The sequence below is a fragment of the Candidatus Thermoplasmatota archaeon genome (assembly GCA_038884455.1).
Taxonomy (GTDB): domain Archaea; phylum Thermoplasmatota; class E2; order DHVEG-1; family DHVEG-1; genus JAWABU01.
Map to the genome: position 1 here is coordinate 1 of JAWABU010000015.1, position 20208 is coordinate 20208.

The 20208-nt window shown below is 37.7% G+C and carries 14 protein-coding genes, 1 tRNA gene and 1 other RNA gene; 10 read left to right on the top strand and 6 right to left on the bottom strand.

Going from position 1 to position 20208, the window contains the following annotated elements:
• The first annotated feature begins 211 nt into the window (after positions 1 to 211).
• Positions 212 to 379, top strand: coding sequence for a hypothetical protein (locus QXL17_03765; protein ID MEM4258254.1), 168 nt, complete (start codon positions 212 to 214; stop codon positions 377 to 379).
• Here the strand turns inward: QXL17_03765 and QXL17_03770 are convergent.
• The gene (locus tag QXL17_03770; GenBank protein ID MEM4258255.1) at positions 374 to 1426 is read right to left on the bottom strand and encodes a low specificity L-threonine aldolase; all 1053 of its coding nucleotides are present in this window, start codon (positions 1424 to 1426) and stop codon (positions 374 to 376) included. The two genes, QXL17_03765 and QXL17_03770, sit on opposite strands and share 6 nt — an antisense overlap.
• 403 nt (positions 1427 to 1829) lie before the next feature.
• On the opposite strand from QXL17_03770, the gene QXL17_03775 reads away from it, so the two are divergent.
• Entirely contained in the window at positions 1830 to 2348 is a 519-nt protein-coding gene (locus QXL17_03775) for an Hsp20/alpha crystallin family protein (GenBank protein MEM4258256.1), read from the top strand.
• Positions 2349 to 2712: 364 nt separating this feature from the next.
• Here QXL17_03775 and QXL17_03780 read toward each other — a convergent pair whose 3' ends face one another.
• Positions 2713 to 3207 carry a transposase gene (locus QXL17_03780; protein MEM4258257.1) on the bottom strand — a complete coding sequence of 165 codons (495 nt, stop codon included), beginning with the start codon at positions 3205 to 3207 and terminating at the stop codon, positions 2713 to 2715.
• Positions 3149 to 3430 carry a transposase gene (locus tag QXL17_03785; protein ID MEM4258258.1) on the bottom strand — a complete coding sequence of 94 codons (282 nt, stop codon included), beginning with the start codon at positions 3428 to 3430 and terminating at the stop codon, positions 3149 to 3151. Before QXL17_03785 ends, QXL17_03780 begins: the two co-directional genes overlap by 59 nt.
• A gap of 640 nt (positions 3431 to 4070) precedes the next feature.
• Between QXL17_03785 and QXL17_03790 the strand changes: the two genes are divergently transcribed.
• The 3 genes from QXL17_03790 (at position 4071) to QXL17_03800 (ending at position 8977) form a co-directional block, all read left to right on the top strand.
• Positions 4071 to 4141 (top strand) — tRNA-Cys (locus QXL17_03790).
• 25 nt (positions 4142 to 4166) lie between these two features.
• Entirely contained in the window at positions 4167 to 8036 is a 3870-nt protein-coding gene (locus QXL17_03795) for a phospholipase D-like domain-containing protein (protein MEM4258259.1), read from the top strand.
• The gene (locus QXL17_03800; GenBank protein ID MEM4258260.1) at positions 8027 to 8977 is read left to right on the top strand and encodes a rhomboid family intramembrane serine protease; all 951 of its coding nucleotides are present in this window, start codon (positions 8027 to 8029) and stop codon (positions 8975 to 8977) included. Before QXL17_03795 ends, QXL17_03800 begins: the two co-directional genes overlap by 10 nt.
• Here the strand turns inward: QXL17_03800 and QXL17_03805 are convergent.
• Positions 8974 to 9909 carry a presenilin family intramembrane aspartyl protease PSH gene (locus tag QXL17_03805; GenBank protein ID MEM4258261.1) on the bottom strand — a complete coding sequence of 312 codons (936 nt, stop codon included), beginning with the start codon at positions 9907 to 9909 and terminating at the stop codon, positions 8974 to 8976. The genes QXL17_03800 and QXL17_03805 overlap by 4 nt on opposite strands.
• 75 nt (positions 9910 to 9984) lie before the next feature.
• Positions 9985 to 11268, bottom strand: a complete 1284-nt coding sequence (gene thiC / locus QXL17_03810; GenBank protein ID MEM4258262.1) for a phosphomethylpyrimidine synthase — start codon at positions 11266 to 11268, stop codon at positions 9985 to 9987.
• A gap of 303 nt (positions 11269 to 11571) precedes the next feature.
• Between thiC and QXL17_03815 the strand changes: the two genes are divergently transcribed.
• From QXL17_03815 to QXL17_03835, 5 genes are all read left to right on the top strand, one after another.
• A complete protein-coding gene (locus QXL17_03815; GenBank protein MEM4258263.1) occupies positions 11572 to 13242 on the top strand; it encodes a DNA-directed DNA polymerase II small subunit in 1671 nt (556 codons plus the stop codon).
• A gap of 102 nt (positions 13243 to 13344) precedes the next feature.
• Positions 13345 to 16773 (top strand): DNA polymerase II large subunit, encoded by a 3429-nt coding sequence (locus QXL17_03820; GenBank protein MEM4258264.1) that lies wholly within the window; start codon positions 13345 to 13347, stop codon positions 16771 to 16773.
• Between the two features lie 66 nt (positions 16774 to 16839).
• Positions 16840 to 17121 carry a hypothetical protein gene (locus tag QXL17_03825; protein ID MEM4258265.1) on the top strand — a complete coding sequence of 94 codons (282 nt, stop codon included), beginning with the start codon at positions 16840 to 16842 and terminating at the stop codon, positions 17119 to 17121.
• Between the two features lie 31 nt (positions 17122 to 17152).
• Positions 17153 to 17467, top strand: an RNA gene (ffs, locus tag QXL17_03830) — signal recognition particle sRNA.
• A gap of 70 nt (positions 17468 to 17537) precedes the next feature.
• A complete protein-coding gene (locus QXL17_03835; GenBank protein ID MEM4258266.1) occupies positions 17538 to 19643 on the top strand; it encodes a minichromosome maintenance protein MCM in 2106 nt (701 codons plus the stop codon).
• Between the two features lie 129 nt (positions 19644 to 19772).
• On the opposite strand, the gene QXL17_03840 is transcribed toward QXL17_03835, so the two are convergent.
• Positions 19773 to 20129, bottom strand: coding sequence for a hypothetical protein (locus QXL17_03840; GenBank protein MEM4258267.1), 357 nt, complete (start codon positions 20127 to 20129; stop codon positions 19773 to 19775).
• Positions 20130 to 20208: the final 79 nt, after the last annotated feature.

Genomic DNA, 20208 nt, shown 5'->3' on the forward strand with positions numbered 1-20208 from the left:
GATGGTTTTGTTGAAAAAATCTGTAAAAAAGCTTGTTGAATTATGATTTTTTCTGTTTGCTGTGCGTGATTCTCACAGCAAAATGAGACGTTATGCTGAATTTATGGATTCATTTCGGGATGTAGCCAGATCAGTCGATAATTATAAATAGCATCTCAACATACCGCGTTAAATCAAAACGATATACTCTTTTGTCAATCGAGGTGATCGGATGCATACGATAGATAACTATAAGAAAATTAAACCAGAAAACTGCGCTTGCTGCGGAAAAAATTTTGAAAGCAACGAGATGAAGGTCAGCTATGATTTTGAGCATTTCTACTGCATTCAGTGTGATGATAATCGGCAAACACTAGCAGCACATGCTACTTGTTCATAAAGTAGAGCAATTACCTTTTTTAATTAAAGCATGGACTGTTTGTACAAGACGCATTACATCATCTTCTTTGGTCTGAAATGAACAGACAAAGCGGATCTCTGATGTTCTGCTGTTGAACATATGGAAAAAATATTTTTTTTGTAATACGGTTATGATTTTCTTTGGAAGCACTGCAAAGACCATATTTGCTTGAATTTTCTGGGTGATTTTTACAGAGGGAATTTCAGCTAATTTTTCTCCAAGAAGTTGTGCCATCTTGTTTGCATGTGTCGCATTGTGCAACCAGAGATTATCGGTCATGAGTGCATCAAATTGAACAGCGATGAACCTCATTTTTGAAGCAAGTTGCATACCTTGCTTTCGGATATATCCAAAATTTTGAGCGAAATTTTTTTGAAAAAAAATGACAGCTTCACCAAACATTAGGCCATTTTTCGTGCCGCCAAAAGAAAGGACATCTACACCAGCATCACCAGAAATTTCAGCAAGCGACGTTTGTAAAAAAGCAGCAGCGTTACTAAGTCGTGCCCCATCCATATGAAGAATCATCCCTTTTGAATGGATAAAATCAGCGAGTGTTTTGATCTCATTAGATGTATACACAGTTCCTTGTTCTGTTGCCTGAGTTATCGAAACAACATGAGGTTGCGCCATATGGACATCATCATGCTCAACCAGATAAGGTTTTAGTAGATCGACGGTGAGTTTTCCATCAGGTGTAGGAACAATCGTAAGTTTACAACCAATGAAATGTTCAGGACCACAACATTCATGAACGTTAAGATGTGCGGTTTCCGCGCATAGAACACTCTGAAAGGATTGTGTTACATTTTTTAATCCTAGAATGTTTGCTGCGGTTCCATTGTACACAAAAAAGATATCAGCTTTTTGTCCCAAAATTTTTTTTAATTTTTTTATTGCCCTCTCAGTATAAGGATCATCACCATAAGCAACTGCGTATCCGGTATTTGCAGCATGCAGAGCTGATAGAATATTGGGATGAACTCCTGCGTGATTATCGCTTCCAAAACCATCAAATCGAGTCATACATCCTGCAAAGATACTGTGTTATAAAAAATCTTCTTAGCTAATTATTCTTTCAAAAGAAATTAAATTCTTTTGTATTCTTTTCTCAATCTAGATGTATAAAGAGGATCTTTCTACAAGGATCAATTTCTTTACCTCATCTCGGATGCGTTGATATTGGACTGAAGATGCAGAAACTGGGGTAATGATCAACGCCCGGGGTTTATGACTGAAATACTGCCAGTTTTTATTTATGACATCAAATAAACCACTCGTTAGATATCCTAAAAAAGACTACGCGAGACTAATTGATTCTGATTCATATTTAAGAATTATTGATTAACAAAGTCAAGCAATGGTAAAGTTTTTATAGAAGTGTATATATATCTATTTTATATAATAACAAAAATGGAGGTAGGAACCTATGGCAATAATTGGAAAAAAAGACAAATTAGCTATTCAACCAACAGAAGGAAAAACACGTGAAATTAGTGATCGAAGACCATATGATCTTTGGGCAGAAATGGACAAACTCTTCGAACAATTCCGCAGCAATTTCGACGACCTCTTCTGGAGACCTCATACTAGCCTATGGAGTTCAGGAAGTAACCAGCGACTACCTATGATGGACGTTGCAGATCTTGGCGATAAATATGAAATGAAATTAGAATTACCTGGAATACCTAAAGACAAAATCAATATTGATGTTTCTCCAACAGGAATTGAAATCTCAGCCCAGCATGAAACAAGTCACGAAGATAAAAACAAAAACTGGCTCAGACGTGAACGCAGTAGCATGAGTTTCTATAGAAACGTTGAGTTCCCAGAAGAAGTAAAAACTGATACTGTCGAAGCCGAACTAAAAGACGGGGTACTCCACTTATCTATTCCAAAGATGGAACCCAAACCCGAATATAAAACAACAAAGGTAAAAATAAAGTAAAAATTTTCTTCTATTATTTTTTAATGTGAACCCCAGGATTTTTCGACCAATACAGGTTCATCATCAATTTTATTGGGGTAATACTTAGAATTTTCTATGGTTTTTTGCCTATGATTTTTCATATACCATCTCACCATACTAATTTGTTAAAAATCATCTATTTATAGATATGGTGTAAAAATATCATAGTGAAAAAGTATCATCAATTTAAATACCATCAACATAAAGAAGAATTTTCCTTCATGTTATCAGTTTAAAACAAAACAAAAAAAATGAATTGAAAAATAGTATGTGATAGATATGATGTTCCCTACACCCTCTTTTACGAGCCTTTTTCTTTTTAAAGGGCTTGATTCATAATTCATCATCCTAATGAAATTCTCCTGATATTACAGTCCCGATCTTTGTAATATCTTGCGATGGCAATCGCAAGACGCAGAATCAAAATAATGAATACGTGGATCTTCACCGCATTCCATCCTTTCACGTGGAGATCTTCAAGTCCCATTTGTTTGAGGACATTGTTGGTGTTTTCAACAGCTGCTCGTTGTTTGTATGTGTTATCAAGTTCTTTCTGGTGCAATGTGATCTTGTTGGTTCTTCTGCGAACAAGGTCTTCAACTCGGTATTTGATATCGAGTGGTTTATCAGTATTCCTTGGATTGTAGGAGATGACGGGTAGCACATGTTCGTCGATGAGTTGCTCTTGCATCTCAACGATATCCAACCCAGAATCACCAAGTAATACGGTTGGTTTTTTCACAAGCATTCCTTCCCTAATAACCATTGACCATTCCTCCTTAGATGCTTGTTTCCGCTGCACGAATCGTGCAAGCGATGGGCAGCTGCGTTTCAACATCTACAACAAGCAGCAGACCATACCCAAAGTAATATTCTTTCTTGGTTGCATCATAGCTCCATACCGCATCAGGGTCATCGAGGTATGGTGTGGAGATACTCGTACTGTCTACTGCTTGAACGGTTCCGAGTATCCCAAGACTTTTGACTATCTGTGCAAATTCTTTGAACACCGATTCTGCAACAGTAGCAAATTTGATGCCAGAATCGTTCCAAGGTGGCATAGCTCATGCCACCTTGTTCAAATCCAAGAAAGACTTGATCCACAGATGTTTGAATAGTTCTTGAAATCCCTCGTAGCGTGTCTTTTCCTTCAGCAAGACCATAAAGCAATGCCTTTAAGTTATCACTAGGAGGATATACTCTTGGTCTTCCTTTTCTTGTCTTCTTGCTCTGTGCAAATAGTTGATCTACATAGGATAGATCAAGATGTTGGAGAACTGCCTTGCCCTCATTTTTCAAAATATCTAAAACCTCTTGCATGATAGGGCTTTCGAGCAAGAGCTGAAGTTGCTCTTGCGAGTGCATCCTTTTGTTTCACCAAAATAAATGGATGCACTCATTCCATATTAATGGAAATCCTCCTGAGTGGAATTATGAATCAAGCCCTTTTTAAAATTAAAAATCCACATAAATAAAGCATAATCCTTAAATATGATAAAAGATACTATAAAAATAAAAAATTGTATGCGAGAAACTCTAGCGGAACAAACATCCCTCCGCTACGATTCAGCAGGTTATTGGTACCAAGAATCATCGAACGAATAACTTTCTAATGATGAAAGAGCACCTCACTAAAAATATCAAAAACTATGGATATTGAAAAACCTTTAATTAATGCTGTCTTCATTACACTTCAGCTGTGGGCGGGTAACAAAGCGGCTATGTGGCGGACTGCAGATCCGTATACGTGGGTTCAATTCCCACTCCGCCCTCTTCTATATATGGAGTAGGAGTCTTATGAAACAGATAATCACAGGAATAAAACTCTTTGTGATTATTTTTATTTTATTTTTTATATTTATATTTATAAATGAAAAAATAGTTGTATCTATAAACGACCATACCTTACCGTGTATATTCATTAACGAAGTTATGTACAATCCCATCTATGATGACAATTATTACGAATGGGTAGAACTCTACAATCCAACAAACCAATCTATCAATATATCAGGATGGACAATAACTGATAATTACTCAGAAGATCTTCTCGAAGGAGATAGAGATCATGGAAACGGAACAACCATCATTCCTCCAAATGGATATGCACTCATAACAGATCATGGAACAATGTTTTATGAAAACTGCACTACCCCAGACAACACAGTACGACTCTATGTACATGACAATAGCATCGGCAATGGTCTGAGCAACACAAAAGATAAACTCATATTAAAAAATCAACAACGAATCATCATCGATGCAATAGAATGGGGAGAAGATTATCCAGATATACCTGGAACTCCTTTTCACCTCATTGACGAAAACCATTCCTTATCAAGGTACCACCTCCAACACACTAATGATACTTCAATCGATTTCTATGATGAACTAAACCCAACACCCGGAAGCCAAAATAATAACATACCATTTGTAGAACCAGAGATTGCCTGCGAGCTCTATCCACAGTATATTGCAAAAATACCAAGAAACAAACAATATAGTTCGCCATTCCTCATCAAAATTACCCTTAAAAACATCACGCTTCTATCACAACTTCAATTGAAAGCCTACGTTGTAGGAAATGTCTCCCACAATTATCCAGCAACACAAATATACATGAATCATCTTTGGCAATATGCATATTACTATCAAAATATCACTGTCGATAACAAAGATAAATATACACTCTATGTACCACTCAGATTTAAAAAAGATTACCAAGAATATCAACAATACATCAGAGATAGCACAAGAGCATATCTGGTCATAAAAATAAAAATCGACCTGAAAACATACGAACATCTAACTACTGTTACTCTTATGGACCTGGATAATACAACAACCAACGGAACAGCAGGGGGATACATTGTCGGTATCGCAAAAAAGAATGACACAATTCTTGAAAATACACTCATCTGCGTAAAAAACAGTTTAGGCCAATGCACCGGTTTTTACAGAACTGAAAATAATGATATTGACGATAATGCAATAATCTATAATGGATACTACAAAATCCCAACACCAATTGGAACTAATTATTCACTCCAGTTTATCGACGACAATAATAGTATTGTCTACGAGATAACAAATATCACAGTAGAACCAGGAGAATACGATGTCCGTCTCAGCAGTTCCACAACTTTTTATCAAGTACTGCGAGGAAAGAACATAACAATACCAATCAACATTACAAATACAGGAAAATTTCCCGATAACTATCTCATAAAAATTAACGATATTCCTCCTGAGTGGTCGGTACTCATACATACCTCACTAGTCTACCTTCATCAAAATGCTACCTGCGAAGTAAAACTTACTGTATTTCCGTCTCTAAAAAAAGAGTATTCATTAGGTATCATTACGCTTCATGCAACATCATCAACAGATCCAATTATGACAACATCATTACAGATAACAATAGAGGTGCTTGCACCAGATCTGGTCATACCAACAATTAAATGTCTCAATGAAAATAATAAAGAAAATTACACCTACAATCATGGAGAAATAATCACTATTAAAGCATTTACAAAAAATCAAGGAAATTACAATGCAACCAACGTCACGGTAACGTTTTATTATGACCAACAAGACCGAAATCATTTTCTTGGGAGGAGATCATTCGATTCAATCGGAAAATATCAAAAATATCCATCCCTTGAATGGGACACCCAAAATGTTTCTCCTGGGCTGCATACTCTACTTGTTGTCGTTGATGAAGAAAACAAAATCGAAGAATTTAACGAAACAAATAACAATAACTCTGTTCAAATACTTCTCCATAAAACACTACCTGACCCAGGCAAAGATATCCTCATTACTGAAATTTATTATCATACACATCCATGTATAAAAAATGAGTTTATCACCATCTACAACCCAACAGAAAAATTTATCGACATATCGGGTTGGTATCTCACAAATAATCCACAAAAGCCGTATCAAAAACAAACAAAAATTTTTTTCCCAAACAGAACTATTCTTTTTAGCCAATCAAAACTCCTCATAACACAAAATGCTACAGATTATCTTTTTGAAACAGGACTGCAACCTGATTTTGAATATCTCCATGATTCGATTTTCAATATTCCAAACATGATAGCGCAAAAAGCATTTAGTCTTAGTAATATAGGAGAAGCGCTTGCGTTAAAAGACCCGTGGAATCATACTATCGATTTGATCATATATGGAAAGAGCAACCTGACGCTTGTTGGATGGAGCGGCCCTCCAGTAAATGCATCAGGTGCTGGCGTTATTTTAAAACGAAATTTTAAGAATAATAGACCGTGTGATACTAATACCTCCGTAGATTGGATTCACCCTCGCCGATATGGGATAGGCCAATCAGATTTTCCGCTTGTATCGTATAATGTTTCAGCATCGGTCACAACTTTCGTTTCACCTGATTGTAGCTATTTTGCAGTATGTAATGAACTTCGAAATGCAACAAAATCTATTGTTTTGAATATGTATGAATTTACCAATCCATCTCTGGGTGATGAGCTACTAGCAGCATTACAACGAAATATATCAGTTCGTATTTTTATGGAAGGATCACCTGTAGGAGGTATCGACAACCAACAAAAAATCATTTTACAGAAACTGCATGACCTTGGAGCAGAGATTCGCTTTATCGTTAGTGACCCTAAAAACAATGTGTATGCGCGGTATCCCTATAATCATGCAAAATATTGTATTATCGATGATCAGTCAGTTATCGTTCAAAGTTGCAACTATGTAAAAACAGCAGTTCCGTGTAATCCAAGTTTTGGTAATCGAGAATGGGGAATTATAATGAGAAATACAACTATTGCTAATTCTTTTACTTCTGTATTTAATGATGATTGGAATCCACAACGCTGCGATAGTTACACCTTCGAGGCAATGAATTTTTCGATATCTCTGGACGACATTGATCTTGATACCTCAATTCCAACAGGTCGTTATACTCCTCGATTTTCACCAAAAACCTATATAACTCACTGTACAATAACACCGATATTTTCCCCAGATACAAGCGAGCAAGCAATATGTCATCTCATCGATTCTGCTCAACAAACTATCTATATTGAACAACTCTATATCTACAAAGACTGGGAGGCAACAATAAATCCTTTTGTTCAAAAACTTATCCAAAAAGCACAGGAAGGTGTTGACGTAAAAATTCTTTTAAATTTCAACCCAAAATATGATTCAGGAAATTCACAACAAATGAAAGTAAAATCGTACATTGAGCAATTTGGCATACAAGTACGTTTCTTTTATACGAATTGGTCGATTTTTACGAATATCCATAATAAGGGCGTGATTGTTGATAATACATCTGTACTCATTTCAAGTATAAACTGGAATGAAAACTCTGTACGAAAAAATCGAGAAGCAGGAGTAATCGTTGAAAATCAAGATATTGCAACGTATTATGCTGAGGTTTTTTTCTACGACTGGAATTACAATCAGAAAAAAAATCATCAAGAAATAAAACAACAATCTAAAAATTTTGAACGTAATACATCATTTGACATCTTTGGGATATTATTAGATCGAAGCAATCAAAACCCGCAAGAAACTACAGGAGAGTATAAAAACATCTTAGCTATTGTCTGTATATTTATTATAACGGTCGTTATCATCATGAATGACTGGAGAAAACGTTCATGGAAATAATCATTAACACCCTCTCAGCAGCGTCGCTCATCTGCATAGGAATCATTATCATATCATTACTTATCACTCGCTTAAAAAACATAAAAATAACTTTTGGTCTCATTATTGCAAATATTGTTGTTTTTATTGGTTCTTTTTTTATTGATCGTGGCCTTATTGCCGAACTTGGATTCCGACCGATGTACTTTTCTTTGGAACAAGCACCACAACTGTATACCTTATTTACCTCTATGTTTCTCCATGCAGATCCAATCCATATTTTTGGAAATATGCTCGTTTTTTTCTTCATGGGAATTGCATTGGAAGACCGTATCGGATGGAAACGATTTTTCATAATATATATCATAACTGGCATGTGTGGAGCGTTGGCTCATTCGCTACTCGATCTCACCTCGACAACACCACTTATTGGGGCTTCAGGTGCAATCTTTGGCATTCTCGGAGCATTTGCTGCTGCCTACCCACATGATGAAATCGTTATGCCTGTACCCATAGGAATTATGTTTATCATGCGGATTAAAGTCATTTATGCAGCAATGCTCTTTGCACTTATGGAAACTTTGTTTGTTTTTATGGGAGGACAAAGTAACACGGCACACTTTGCGCATCTCGGTGGTTTAGTTAGTGGTATTGTTCTTGCAATGATACTTCTAGGCGGACAAGGGCAGAAAATTAACGACGAAAAAATCAAAGTATCGTATGCTTCACGGTATGTTCCAAAAATAAAAAACATTAATATCTCAAATTTAAGAAAACTTGCAGTCACGCCACAGCTTCAAGAAATGATTCATCGAATTGAACACGAATCAGTTCCACAAGTACGAGATCTCTGGATCGAACATTTCATCGAAAAGACTCGATGTCCAGTATGTCAAAAGCCATTACATCATTTTGATCGGAGAGTCTGGTGTGAAGATAATCATTTTCGGACAGAATATTAAAAAACATATGAGAGACCTACAAGTTCTCCAAAAAAAAGAAAACTTCCAACAATATAGCCAAAGATAGCACCGCCACACAGACACGGAAGTCCTGCTTGCGGTTTCCCTTTTATTACAAAGATCATAAGAACAGCAAAACCAACGAGAGTTCCTGCAATAACTGACAACGCAACAGGTAATGCATATTCTACAGAATGATACACTGAAACAACTAAGATACCAGGCATGACAACATCACCTAGACCCATAAAAAATGCATCGCGTTCTTGATTTTCTTTTAATTTTTCCTTCAAACTTTTTGTTTCTTGGAGCAGAGAATAACGCCATATTTTTGGTACAACTAACAAGACCGGGAGTTTTAAATCCATAACTGTATCTGCAAGATCAATCATATGTTTGGTTTTATAGACCGATATTGCATCATACAGCGCTAAAATGATAAGTAAAATGATAACCAAGAAAACAGTCAGTGACATACCTAAAATAGCAATAGCGCCTGCACCGACAAGAACCCCACAGATATCTATGATATACCATTCAGGATATTTATATAATACAATGAGAAGAGAAACAGTTATAAGAACCGCTAAAAGAAACGCAATCAGGTCAAGTGTCTCTCCGAAAAAAAACAAAAGCAAAGGATACAGAATAAAAAACGATGTATATCCAACAGCTCCAAGAATAATAATCTGGATCACTTTTTTTTTCCAAAAACGAGCAATCAGAAGGATAATCCCTGTCGTCGCAAGGAGAAGAGTAAAAATGATAACAAGATTCATCGGATCGTTAGGTTCCTCAAAAGCAGGTTGAACACCAACATCTTGAAATGGTCTAATAACAAGTAGACCTAAACCATGAATTATTAGGAAAAAACAAGCCATGAGAACAATCGGAGCGACCAGATGTCTATTGCAAGCAGTTTCATCATGCATAAGAAACCAAGAATAGCAGAGGTGTATTTAATGCAATTGATATTCTATCCAACAATACACGAGCATAAAAAAGCATTATTGTTTCTTTTCAAGATGTTTTTGCACAAGCTCAAGTGCACAAAGTGAACCACACATAGAACACGCATTTGTATCTTCACAGGGGAATCGCTTTGTCCGATACTCCCGAGCTTTAACAGGATCAATACAGAGCTTAAACATCTTCTCCCAATCAAGCTTCTCGCGAGCAACACTAAAAGAGTGATCAATATCTCGATCAAGACCCCGAGCAATATCAGCGGCATGTGCAGCAATTCTCGTTGCAATCACTCCTTCACGAACGTCATTTTTATCTGGTAATGCAAGATGTTCAGCTGGAGTCACATAGCACAAAAAGTCAGCACCATAAAAACCTGCAAGAGCACCGCCGATACCGCCTACAAAATGATCATAACCTGGCGCTATATCGGTCACGAGTGGCCCGAGAACAAAATACGGAGCGCCTTGAGTAACAGCTTTCATGACTTTGATATTTGATTCAATATCTGATAACGGCATGTGACCAGGACCTTCCACCATGCATTGGACACCAGCCTCTCGACAACGATCAACTAATTCACCTATAATCAAAAGTTCTTGGAATTTTGCCCGATCATTTGAATCATGTATCGCACCTGATCGCATTCCATCACCAAGACTTAAGGTAACGTCATATCGCTTAGCCAGTTCCAAAAGGTATTCAAAATTCGAGTACAACGGATTCTCTTTTCCATGATGTAGTATCCATGCCATATGAAAAGAACCTCCGCGAGAAACCATGGGTATTAATCGCTTTTGTCGCTGAAGTCGAAGTATACTTTCCTTGGTGATACCAGCATGAACAACAAGGAAATCAACTCCCTGTTTTGCATGTTTTTCAATATTGTTAAAAATATCATCCTCAGACATATCAACAATTGCACCGTGTTTCTCAACTGCCTCGATACCTGCTTGATACACAGGAACTGTACCAAAAGGAATTTGTATCTTTTTTAATATAGAACAACGGATACAATCAAGGTCACCTCCTGTTGATAAATCCATTACTGCATGAGCACCTGCCTCTGCAGCAACTACGGCTTTTTCAATTTCTTCATCAATATTACAATGTTCACGAGACGAGCCAATATTTGCGTTAACTTTAACCCGTAAACCTTGCCCAATACCAAGAGAACAGGGATCATGAATCGGATTATATGGAATGACAATACGTCCTGCGGCAACACCTCGGATTATATCATCAATCTCAATATGTTCAGATTTCGCGATTTGTTTCATCTGAAAAGTCGATTTTCCTTGCTTTGCAACAGTTAACTGAGTCATAAGGACTCCTATAATCAACTTCCCCTTTATATCTCTTTAACCATACCTTAAAAAAAACAAAATACTTGATTATGGCCCAGGGGTACTTTTGATATTCTTATAACTTCGATTTCAAGATAAGAATCAAAATAAATGATATAATAATTCAGATAACAAAATAACAGCAGTACTCCAAATAAAGTTTAGCTGTTTGAGAACTATTTGAATCATATTTGGTGATTGATCCTAAAAAAACCAAGATAGACCATAATGCTAAAAATATAAACTTCGATTCAGTATCAAAAAAAATAATTGGGGCAAGATATGAACAACATTCTAAAAATATTCTCAGAACATGGAACTTTCATTCAACCAGATGCATTTGAGTATATTTCATCAAAAGAAAAACCTGACGAATTTGCCTCAATTTTACTTCAAAATCTCAAAGAATATCCTTTGGTTCTAACCGTTGAAACAGTAAAAGATCTCGAACAAAATCTTCAACCGTTCAGATCCCTAGATCAAAAAAAACCAGAAGAAAACATTATTTTAAAGAAAGAAGTACAAAAAAAACTTCTTTCTGAAGTGTACGGTGGTAAAATAAAAATTGGTGAACTTTCTGAAGAACTTGAAGAAGATGAAGAAGATTCTGAAGAACAAAGCTCAGAAAATGACAAACCAGTAATAACCCATCTGCAACCTTTAAAAATATCGCCAAGCAGAGGATGGAAACCCCTTGCTCAAGAATACGCCCCTGAAATCAATATCATCAAAGACATCACAGGAAACAGTATGTGTGAAGGAACAACACAAGATTTCGTTAAACTCTTCAGAGATCGATATGAATCTATATGTAAAATTATCCGTTCACAACGACGGGAAATCTCAAATATTCAGCCCATCGGTAGAATCAAAAAAAATCAAACTGAAATACAGCTTATCGGCATGGTTAAAACGGTTAAAACTACGTCAAATGGTCATAAACTCATCGAACTTGAAGATGAAACAGGAACTGCAACACTACTTGCGTTAAAAAACAACCCTGAAGCATTCTCCCTTGCATCTGAAGTTCTTACTGACGAAATTATCGGTGTAGTTGGAAAGATCAGTAAAAATGGTGATTTAATTATTATTCAAAATATTATTTTTCCTGATATTAGAATCCATAACGAAAAAAAGAAAATAGAACTGCCACTCTGTGCTGCATTTCTTTCAGATATTCACATCGGAAGTAAAATGTTTATGCACAATGAATGGACGCAGTTTCTGCAGTGGATCAACGGAAATCTGGGAAACTCTCGACAAAAAGATGTTGCAAGTAGAATTAAATATCTCATCCTTCCAGGAGATCTTGTCGATGGCATCGGCATTTATCCAAATCAAGAAAAAGAACTCGCCATAAGTAATATCTATGCGCAATACGAAGCATTAGCCCAGCAGCTCAGTCTCATTCCTGATCATATTACAATCCTGCTTCAGCCAGGAAATCATGATGCTGTACGGCCTGCTGAACCTCAACCCACGTTTGAAAAAGAAATCCGTGATCTTTTCCAGGGAAAAGATTTCCGATTTATTGGAAATCCGTGTTACTTCACCATACATTCTGTTGAAATACTGTCGTATCATGGGCAAAGTTTGCTTGATTTTGCAACCCAGATTCAACACGTGAATTACAATGAACCAACTGAAGCTATGAAAATCATGCTGAAAAAAAGACATCTCTCACCAGTGTATGGAGGGTACACCCCACTTGCCCCAGAACATATCGATTATATGATTATTGATCGCGTTCCCGACATCTTTGTTACCGGACATGTTCATACTGCAAAAATAGACACGTATCGAGGAGTAACTCTTATCAATGCTTCTAGCTGGCAGGCACAAACAACTTATCAAAAAATGCTGAACTTTGTCCCAGATTCTGCTAAACTTCCAATCGTCGATCTGAAAACAGGAACTGCAACAACTATGGATTTTAGTAAAAGTATCTCTTGAACACCAAAAGAAAAATTAAAAAGTTATAACAAAACGAACGCAAAAGTTTAAACATATGCTTTCTATTTCTACTATCAATCATTTTTTCGGGCGAGAAAAGATATGGATGGGGAGTTAACCAGCAACGTCGTGGCAAGTTCAACGATGCAACAATATTTCTCAGAGTTGCAACAAGAGATCAACCGATGCTATTCAATTGCACAACAAGCAAGAAAACAAGGAAAAGATCCGACGTTTTCAGTAGAAATTCCACAAGCACTTGATCTTGCAGCTCGTGTTGAACAACTCGTCGGACCTGAAAATATTGCACCGCTTATTAGAACCATCACAAAAAAAATTAACAACCGTGAATTAGTATCACTAGAGATCGCAAAACAAATCGCAAGTGGAACAATCTATACATTCCATTCCACTGAAAAAGCTCTTGATCAAGCGATTAGAACCGGTCTTGCTATTCTCACAGAAGGTGTCCTTGTTGCACCTCTCGAAGGAATCGCAGAAGTAAAACTCGGAACAAATAAAGATGGTACAAAATATGTTGATCTATATTTTTCAGGTCCAATCCGAAGTGCAGGTGGAACCGGACAAGCGATGAGTGTACTCCTTGCTGATGTTGTCAGACGGCAACTTGGTCTTGCTGCATACCAACCAACAACTGGTGAAATTGAACGATATAAAGAAGAAATTCCTCTCTATAAACGCGTTCAACATCTTCAATATTTACCAACAGCAGATGAGATCGAATTAGTTGTGAAAAACTGTCCCATTTGCATCAATGGTGAAGGAACAGAGGATGAAGAGGTAACAGGATACCGTGATCTACCTCGAGTCGAAACCAACCGTCTTCGAGGTGGTGCTTGTCTTGTTATTGCTGAAGGACTCTGTTTAAAAGCTCCAAAAATCTATAAACATATTAAAAAACTTAATCTGACAGGTTGGGAATTTCTTGAAACCTTCGTAAACAAAGGCGTAGAACCTGATAAAAAAACTTCTGAAATCCCTCCAATACCACCATCGTCAAAATATATTGGAGAAGTGATAGCAGGACGACCTGTTCTTTCACATCCTTCACGAAAAGGAGGATTTCGACTTCGATATGGACGTGCACGAACTGCAGGTCTTGCATCTACTGCAATAAACCCTGCAGCTATGTACATTCTCGATGGTTTTATTACAGTTGGAACACAGATGAAAACAGAACGGCCAGGAAAAGGAACAATCGGGACCCCCTGTGATAGTATTGAAGGGCCTATTGTTCTACTTACAAATGGTGATCTCGTCCAAATCAATAATATAAGCAACGTGCCAAAAGATATAAAAAAAATTATAGATCTTGGAGAAATACTCATTCCGTTTGGGGAATTTATTGAAAACAATGCACTCTTGCCTGATGCAAGTTACACCTATGAATGGTGGATACAAGAACTTCAAAAATCATTATCGATCCAGCCGCCACAATACACGTATCATCATATTCTCCAGGCAGATCAAGCTTGTCAGAAAAAAATTCAAGGAGATCTTCAAAAAACTATCAATCTTGAGCATCCAACTGCAGAAGAAGCATTTCTCATTTCAGAACAGTATCGCATCCCCCTGCACCCTAAGTATAATCTTTTTTGGCATGATATCTCATCGGAAGACATTGTACAACTTGCAACATATATCAAGCAGCATGGAAAACTCAGCAAAGAAGAAAACATACACCATCTGGTAATTCCGCATGATGAAAAAATAAAAAACATCCTTATCGAACTTGGAGCATTACATCGTCAACGAGAGGGAAAACTTATTTTTGATACCTATACGTATTCATTGTTGAGATGTCTTGGTTTCGATATCCAAGATAATACGATTGTTGAAACAAAACGATTCTCTTACCTAACTGAATCAACTGATAGTATTTCTCTTGTTTCAAAACTCAGCGGCGTCACAATCAGGCCACGAGCGCCAACACGTATCGGGACAAGGATGGGACGGCCAGAAAAAGCAGCAGCGCGAAAAATGCGCCCCCCACCTCATGTACTTTTTCCACTTGGAAACTACGGTGGCAACCAACGATTGTTCTCAACTGCTGCTGAAAACGCAGTAATTGAAGTAGAAGTAGGAAAACGAAAATGTACTCAATGCCACGCAACCACCTATAAAATATCGTGTAGCTGTGGAGGACACACAGAACCTATTGAAGGACGTATTGAAACCCACCAAATCAATATCGGTGAAGAACTAACAATTGCCAAAGAGAACATCAAAGAACGAAACCTGCCCGAGACAATCAAAGGTGTCATCGGCACAATATCAAAATATAAAACACCAGAACCTCTAGAAAAAGGTATCCTTCGCGCAAAACACGATGTTCATGTTTTCAAAGATGGAACAATCCGTTTTGATATGACCGACGCCCCGCTTACACATTTTAAACCAAAAGAGATTAACACTCCAGTGAAACGACTACGAGAACTTGGATACACTAAAGATTATCTAGGAAATAATCTTGAACATGATGAACAAATCTGCGAGTTAAAAGTACAGGATGTGATTATCTCCAATACTTGTGCAGATTTTTTCATTCAGGTTTCAAAATTCATTGATGATCTTCTGGCGAAATTCTACGGTTTAGATCGATTCTATAAAGTGAAAAAACCTCAAGATCTCACAGGTCATCTTGTTGTAGGACTTGCCCCACATACCTCTGCAGGAGCTTTAGGAAGAATCATTGGTTATACCAACGCTCAGGTCTGCTATGCTCATCCTTTTTATCATGCAACGAAGCGCCGGAACGCAGATGGCGATGAAGATGGTTTAATGCTTCTTATGGATGCTCTGCTCAATTTTTCTTTATCGTATATCCCTGATAAACGGGGGGGAAAAATGGATTTGCCACTTATTCTTACAACCCGTCTTGATCCCTCAGAAGTCGACAAGGAAGCGCATAATCTTGACACCTTATCTCGATATCCATTAGCATTCTATGAGGCAACTCGAAGACATGAACAAGCAAAAAATCTGGAATCAATCATGGGATTAGTGTCTTCACGACTCGGTACAGAGCTACAATATGAACACTTTGGATTTACTCATGATACTACAGATATTGCTGCTGGTCCTAAAGAATCCTTGTATAAAACATTGAAAACGATGATGGATAAAATGAATGTTCAACTCAGTCTTGCTGCAAAAATTCGTGCTGTCGATGAAGCAGACGTTGCCTACAAGGTGATAGAACGTCATTTCCTTCCAGATATCCTTGGAAATCTTAGAGCGTTTAGCAAGCAATCAGTTCGCTGTCCAACCTGTAATATAACCTACCGGCGGATGCCACTCCAAGGTTCTTGTTTGCAATGCAACGGAAAACTTACCTTAACTGTCCACGAAATGTCGGTGAAAAAATATCTAGAGATTTCACGAGAAATCGCTGATCGGTACAATCTTCCCATGTACGCGCGCCAGAGAATAATTCTGGTTGAAAAATCAATCGATTCTTTGTTTCAGAGCGATAAAATAAAAAACACAAAACTAACAGATTTTTTCTAAGAAGGTACGAAGCACAATGTTGATATAGCTATTTTTGAATCATCTTTTAGAACGGAATGGATTGTTATGATTGAAACAAAACCACAACAAATCGATAAGCAGACGTGGAACAAAGTATCATTTTATGTTGACATTATTGTTTTTATTGTCATCGCAATCTCAATTTATCTCTTGATTCTGAATGCTTATGAGGCCGGTAAACTTGCATCGACTCAATATGGTGGTGATCAATTGTCAAGTGCATGGATTAATGTTGCTCGAGATATCGCGTTTTTAGCTTTTGGTTTAGCATGGATATTCTTTCGGTTGTATTCCTATCGAGGTATTGTTGCACGGAGATACTGGTAAACATATACGTTCATAGTCATAGTGGCGAAAGGTGTAGAATAGACTGGGGAGTTAGGCGTTCCCTGCAACCAGAAATCGCCGATACGCTGGGGTCGAATTCAAAAGGCGGTGTTACGAACAACTATTGATCCGTTTGTTGACGATGAAACCTTGTCCTTTGGGATCAGAGGTGATGATCGCATACAGCCGGAGGGTTGTATGCTCATCTTTACTGTGGGAACCGGGTCAGGCACGGAAGTGAGCAGCCTTACCACAGACTGCCGATGCTCAAGGGGTGAACGGGGTTAAGAATACAGACGGGGCGTCAATGGTATGTCACGTGCACCCACTTGCGAAGCTTCTACACCCGCTAAAACTTATATAGGAATTATTGGTTATCAAAAGTCCGGCTAACTCAGGGGAGTTGAACTTGATCTATGGTTCGATTACTAAAAGATGAAAATCTCGTTGCATCTTGGAAGAATTTCCTCGAGGAAAAATATCGCTCTGAGATTGAAACAGTTGCCCTTGAATATCCTGAGAAAAGAAGTGTCTTTGTAGATTATTGGGATGTCGATCAATTTGATTCAAAATTATCTGAATTACTCGTAAAACAACCATACAAAGCATTATTTAATGCAGAAGCTGCATTAAATAGTATTGACGTAGCTGTAGAACATAAGGTAAATTTACATCTCCGTATCAAAAATCTATCTGAAGAACATAAAATTGCTATTCGGAAAATACGAGCAATGCATCTCGGCAAACTTGTTGCTGTAGAAGGTCTCGTCAAGAAAAGAACCGAAGTCCGTCCGAAGTTACAGGTTGCTGCATTTCAGTGTCAGAAATGCGGTGCAGTATTGAAAATTGAGCAGGATGAAGATATTTTAAAAGAACCTGCTGAGTGCTATGAGGATCAGGGTGGTTGTGGCCGTGTTTCCTCTTTTAAACTCTCGACGAATCTTTCAACATTTATTGATTCTCAAAAAATTGAAATACAAGAGAACCCAGAGGGCCTTCGCGGAGGAGCTCAACCTGAACGTATCAGCTGCTTTCTTGAAGATGATCTCGTCGGTGAGATTGCACCTGGTGATCGGATTATTGTCAACGGTATTTTACATTCATTGCAACGTCGTGTTGGTGCACTTCGATTGACTTCCTTTGATAAAACCATGGAGGCAATCAGTATTGAAAGCCAAGAACAAGCTTTTGAAGAAGTAGAGGTCACCGAAGAAGATGAAAAACTGATTTTAAAAACAAGTAAAGATCCAGAAATTTACGAGAAGATGAAACAAAGTATAGCTCCAACCATTTATGGTTTGGAAACTGAGAAGGATGCATTGGTGTTGCAGTTGTTTGGTGGTCTTTCAAAAGAGATGCCTGATGGTACCCATATCCGTGGTGATATCCATATGTTGCTGGTTGGCGATCCAGGTACTGCAAAGTCCCAGATGTTAACGTATATGTCAAAAATCGCACCGCGAAGTGTGTATGCCTCAGGAAAAGCATCGTCAGCTGCAGGTCTTACCGCTGCTGCGGTCCGAGATGAATTCGGTGAAGGTCAATGGACGCTTGAAGCGGGAGCTCTTGTTCTCGCAGATATGGGTATTGCCTGCGTCGATGAAATCGATAAAATGGATGAAACAGATCGAAGTGCTCTCTATCAAGCGATGGAACAGCAAGAAATCTCTGTTGCAAAAGCAGGGATTAACGCCACGTTAAAATCGCGGTGCTCTCTTCTGGCAGCAGCAAACCCAAAATTGGGTCGTTTTGATGATTTCAGTCCAATCCATGAACAGATTAACATGCCGCCTGCGCTTCTTTCCCGTTTTGATCTGATTTTTTCAATTCTTGACAAACCAAACAGAAAACAAGATACAGAACTTGCAAGTCATATTCTTCGTTCACATAAAGCCGGAGAAATACGAGAAAACATTTTAAAAGCAAAAAAATCAAAATTTACAAAGGCAACTGAAAATGAAATGATGAAAATTGTTATGCCTGTTTTTGAACCAGAGTTTCTCCGGAAATATGTTGCTTACGCAAAACGCAATGTGTTTCCAGTGATGAGCGATGAAGCAATGGAGATCCTACAGAATTACTATGTGGACTTTCGAAGTTCCTCTGAAGGTTCTGTTCCGTTTACTCCACGTCAACTTGAAGCTTTTGTTCGTCTCTCTGAGGCAAGCGCACGGATTCGACTTAGTCAGGAAGTTACTGTGGAGGACGCAAAACGTGCGCTCTCGATTATTGATCAGTATCTCCGTCGCGTCGGTATGGATCGTGAAACCGGTAAATTTGACATTGACATTATTGCAACTGGTATCAGTCACAGTCAACAGGAACGCATGCGTTCTCTTATTGACATCATAAAACGATTAAGTATGGAATCACCTGAACAGAGTGCTGCAAAAAGTGATATTATTACAGAAGCAGAACTGCATGGTCTTGAATCTCGAAAAGTTGAAGAAGCGCTTGATCGATTGAAACGAAACGGTCAAATCTATGAACCAAAGCAGGGAAGATATCGGATAGCAGAATAAGAGACCGTCGACTTAAGTATTTTATGACGTGTTTCTTCTTCTGTTGATTTTAACTACAAGAATCTTTAAGTTGACATTCCCGCAGAATAATACGACAAAACTAAAAATACTATAACCTGTAAAAAGAAATCATAACTTTGGTGATAAAAGTTTTGCCACCGCTTTTTTGATATCATTTTTATTTTGAGGACCTGTTTCTGCGATAAGTACTTGAGTAAAATTTTCTTTAATGTCGTTCCAATTTAGAGTGGTTACCCCGAAATAAAGTTTTTTTGCTACATTGTCTTTTTTATGAATGTGCGGTGCCCATTTTCCATCGGTTGTATCGCAGTTGTCCATATGCAGCATGTAGCTTCGATGCATACCGTTTCGTTGGATGAGGTAGATTTCAAATTTCCGGTTAAAATATCGATACTTTTGATCTTTCTCATAATACCGGTATTCAAGTTCATAGTCTTTGTTTATAGGGATAACTCCTCGATTCACTGTGCATCACCACGGTGTATTGGGTGAATTCTGATTTTCTATTTAAAAATTTGGGAAAAATGAAAAATTTGATTTTCCT